Consider the following 4,042-nt stretch of genomic DNA (forward strand, 5'->3'; position numbering starts at 1 on the left):
ATGAGGACGGGCTGACCGTCGACTGGACCGCGCTCATCCCCGAGGCCGCCCCCGTCGACCTGCCCACCTACCCCTTCCAACACCAACGCTACTGGCCCACGTCCTTGCCGGCGGCCTCGGCCGCAAACCCGGCGGAAGCCGCGTTCTGGGCGGCGGTGGCCGGTGAGGACGTGGAGGCGCTCGGCGAAGCCCTCGGGCAGCCGGTCGACAGTGCGTGGGGCGAGGTACTCCCGGTGCTCTCCGCCTGGCGCCGTGAGCAGCGGGAGCAGGAGGCGCTGGACGAGCTCAGCTACCGCACTACCTGGCAGTCGTTGACGCCCCCGGCCGCATCCCCGACCGGCCGCTGGCTTCTGCTCACCCCCGGCTTCGGTCACGAGCCGCTCGCGGACGAACTCCGGGCCAGGGGCGCCGAGGTCGAGACGCTGGCGTTCGCGCCGGGTTCGGCCGGACGCGAGGAGATGGCGGCCGAGTTCCGTTGCCTGGGCGACCTCCGCGGCGTGGTCTCGCTGCTGGCGCTGGACACCTCCGCACACCCCGACGCCCCCGGTCTCACCACCGGGTTCGCGGCCACGGTCGCCGCCGTGCAGGCACTCGGCGACGCCGGGGTCGAGGCGCCCTTCTGGTGCCTCACCACGGGTGCGGTCGCCGTCCCCGGCGACGGTGTGCCGACTCAGGAAGGCACCCTGATCTGGGGCTTCGGCCGGTCCGCGGCGCTGGAGGCACCCGCCCGCTGGGGCGGCCTTCTCGACCTGCCCACCGAACCGGGACCGGCGGACTGGACGAGGACGGTCTCCCTGCTCGGCGACAGCGGTGGCGAGGACCAGCTGGCTGTACGCGGCCGGGGCGTCTTCGTCCGGCGCCTGGAGCGCGCACCGATGTCCCGGGCCGTGGGCTGGCATCCGCGCGGTACGGTGCTGGTGACCGGTGGTACGGGTGCCCTCGGTCGCCAGGTGGCCCGCTGGCTGGCCTCGGGCGGCGCCACGCATGTCATCCTGACCAGTCGTGGCGGGCCGAACACCCCGGGTGTGGACGACGTCGTGGCCGAACTCGGCGAGCAGGGCGTCCGCGTCTCGGTCGTCGCCTGCGACATCACCGACCGGCAGGCCGTCGACGACCTGCTCGACCTGGCAGGCCCGGACCTCACCGCCGTCGTGCACGCGGCCGGCGCCGGTGAGTTCCGGCCGCTCGCGGAGGCCACCACCGAGCTGCTGAGCGGCGTGGTCGCGGCAAAGGTGCTCGGGGCGCGCCACCTTGACGAAGCGCTCGCCGACCGGGACCTGGACGCGTTCGTGCTGTTCTCCTCCATCGCCGCCACCTGGGGCAGTGGCGGCCAGCCGGGCTACGCCGCCGCCAACGCCGTCCTCGACACGATCGCCTTGGCACGGCGGGCGCGCGGGCTGCGGGCCACCTCGGTCGCCTGGGGGCCGTGGGACGGGGACGGTCTCGCCTCCGGTGAGGCGGGCGACCAGCTCAGGCGGCGTGGACTGCCGCCCATGGCGCCCACGACGGGCACCTCGGCGCTCGGCCGGGTGGCGGGGGAGGAGCAGTCGGCCACAGCCGTGATCGTGGACGTCGACTGGGAGAAGTTCGCCCAGTCCTTCACCCTGCTGCGGCCCAGCCCGCTGCTCACCGGGGTCCCTGAGGCGGTCGTCGTGGCGGGCGCAGTGGAGACCACCGATACCGAGGGCACGGCGGACCGGCTGCGCGCACAGCTCGCCCCGCTCGACGATGGGGCACAACTGGCCCTGATACGGGACCTCGTTGTCACCCAGGTAGCCGCGGTCCTCGGCCACGCGGACGCGCGGAGCGTGGAGGCCGACCGTGACTTCCTCGGTCTCGGCTTCGACTCCCTGACCGCCGTCGAACTGCGCAACGCCCTCAACGCGGTGACCGGCCTCACCCTGCCCGCGACCCTTGCCTTCGACCACCCCAGCCCGGGGGAAACGACCCGCTTCATCCACGAACAGCTCATGATCGACACAGCGTCCTCCGACGCCTCGCTCTTCGACCAGCTCGACCGGCTCGAGGCGGCCGTCGGGGCGCTTCCCGTCGACAGGAGCGACGACCTGACCCGGACCCGGATCAGCCTGCGTCTACAGAATCTGCTGTCCCAACTCGCCACACAACGCACGGACGACGACGGCGCCGTCGATGACCTGGCCGCCGCCACGGACGACGAACTCTTCGAACTCGTCGAGCGCGATCTCGGCCTTTCCTGACCACCAGTGACACCGCCGCGTACGGCGAGGAGGCTGCGCCATGACCAGCAACGATCCCCACAACCCCAAGACCCCCAGCAACGAGGAGAAACTCCGCGACTACCTGAAGCGGACCATCACCGACCTCCAGCAGACACGCGGGCAGCTCACCGCTCTGAAGAACCGCACTCAGGAACCGATCGCTGTGATCGGCGTGGCCTGCCACTACCCGGGAGGCATCGACTCGCCGGAGGCGCTCTGGCAGTTGGTGGTCGAGGAACGCGAGGGCATCACCGACTTCCCGGCCGACCGGGGCTGGGACGTCGACGGCATCTACGACCCCGACCCCGAACGGGTCGGCAAGACGTACACCCGTAGCGGCGGTTTCGTCCACGACGCGACCGCCTTCGACGCGGAGTTCTTCGGCATCGCCCCGCGCGAGGCGTTGGCGATGGATCCGCAGCAGCGGTTGCTGCTGGAGACGTCCTGGGAGGCCCTCGAACGGGCCGGCATCGTCCCCGACTCTCTGCGGGGCAGCCGTACCGGCGTGTACGTGGGGGCCGGCTACTACGGCTACGGGACCCAGTTGGAGCCCATTGCCGATGAGCTGGCGGGGCACAGCATGACAGGAGTTGCCTCCAGCGTGATGTCCGGGCGCGTGTCGTACACGCTGGGTCTGGAGGGCCCGGCCATGACGGTCGACACGGCGTGTTCGTCGTCGCTGGTGGCGTTGCATCTGGCGTGCCAGTCGCTGCGGTCGGGCGAGTCCACCCTCGCGCTCGCGGGCGGTGTCACCGTGATGTCCACTCCGGGCTCTTTCATCGAGTTCAGCCGCCAGCGCGCGCTCGCTCGCGACGGCCGCGCCAAGGCGTTCGCGGCGGCGGCCGACGGCTCGGCCTGGTCGGAGGGTGTGGGTGTGCTGGTGTTGGAGCGGTTGTCGGATGCGCGGCGCAACGGGCACCGCGTGCTGGCCGTCGTGCGGGGTTCGGCGGTGAATCAGGACGGTGCTTCCAACGGGCTCACCGCCCCCAACGGTCCGTCGCAGCAGCGGGTGATCCGGCAGGCGCTCGCCAACGCCCGGCTGGAGCCGGCCGACGTGGATGTGGTCGAGGGGCATGGTACGGGGACGCGGCTGGGTGATCCGATCGAGGCGCAGGCGGTCATTGCGGCGTATGGGCAGGGTCGTGAGCGGCCGTTGTGGCTGGGGTCGTTGAAGTCGAACATCGGTCATACGCAGGCGGCGGCCGGTGTGGGTGGTGTCATCAAGATGGTGATGGCGATGCGCCACGGCGTGTTGCCGAAGACGCTCCATGTCGATGAGCCTTCGTCTCAGGTGGACTGGTCGGCGGGTGCCGTGAGTCTCCTGACGGAGCGGCAGGAGTGGACGGTGGACCGGCCGCGCCGGGCGGGTGTGTCCTCCTTCGGCGTCAGTGGCACCAACGCCCACATCATCCTGGAACAGACCGAGGACCTTCCGGCTCCGGAGTCGGCTCCAGAACCTGCCCTGGTCCCCTGGCTGCTCTCCGCCCGCGACCGAGGCGCCCTTGGCGCGACGGCTGCCCGTCTGGAACGAGCCGCCCGAGACGAGCACCCGACTTCGGTGGCGCGGGCCCTGCTGACTTCGCGGTCGGTGTTTGACTGCCGGGCGGTGGTGGTGGGTCGGGATCGTGGGGAGTTGCTGGCGGGGTTGGGGGAGGTGGCCGGGGGGCGGCGTGGTGGGTTCGCGCGGTCGGGTCGTACGGCGTTCCTGTTCTCGGGTCAGGGCAGTCAGTGGCCGGGGATGGGGCGGGGGTTGTATGACGCGTTCCCGGTGTATGCGGAGGCTTTCGATGCGGCGTGTGGGG

2 protein-coding genes are annotated in these 4,042 nt (G+C 71.5%); both read left to right on the forward strand.

Annotated elements, in window-relative coordinates; genetic code table 11:
• Positions 1 to 2,219, forward strand: a 2,219-nt coding sequence (locus IE239_RS41115; RefSeq protein WP_190154553.1) for an SDR family NAD(P)-dependent oxidoreductase, incomplete at its 5' end; no start/stop codon positions are given.
• Between the two features lie 40 nt (positions 2,220 to 2,259).
• A partial coding sequence (locus tag IE239_RS41120; protein ID WP_190154554.1) for a type I polyketide synthase occupies positions 2,260 to 4,042 on the forward strand: 1,783 nt, incomplete at its 3' end.

It is taken from the genome of Streptomyces humidus (assembly GCF_014649655.1).
In the GTDB taxonomy this organism is placed as follows: Bacteria; Actinomycetota; Actinomycetes; order Streptomycetales; family Streptomycetaceae; genus Streptomyces; species Streptomyces humidus.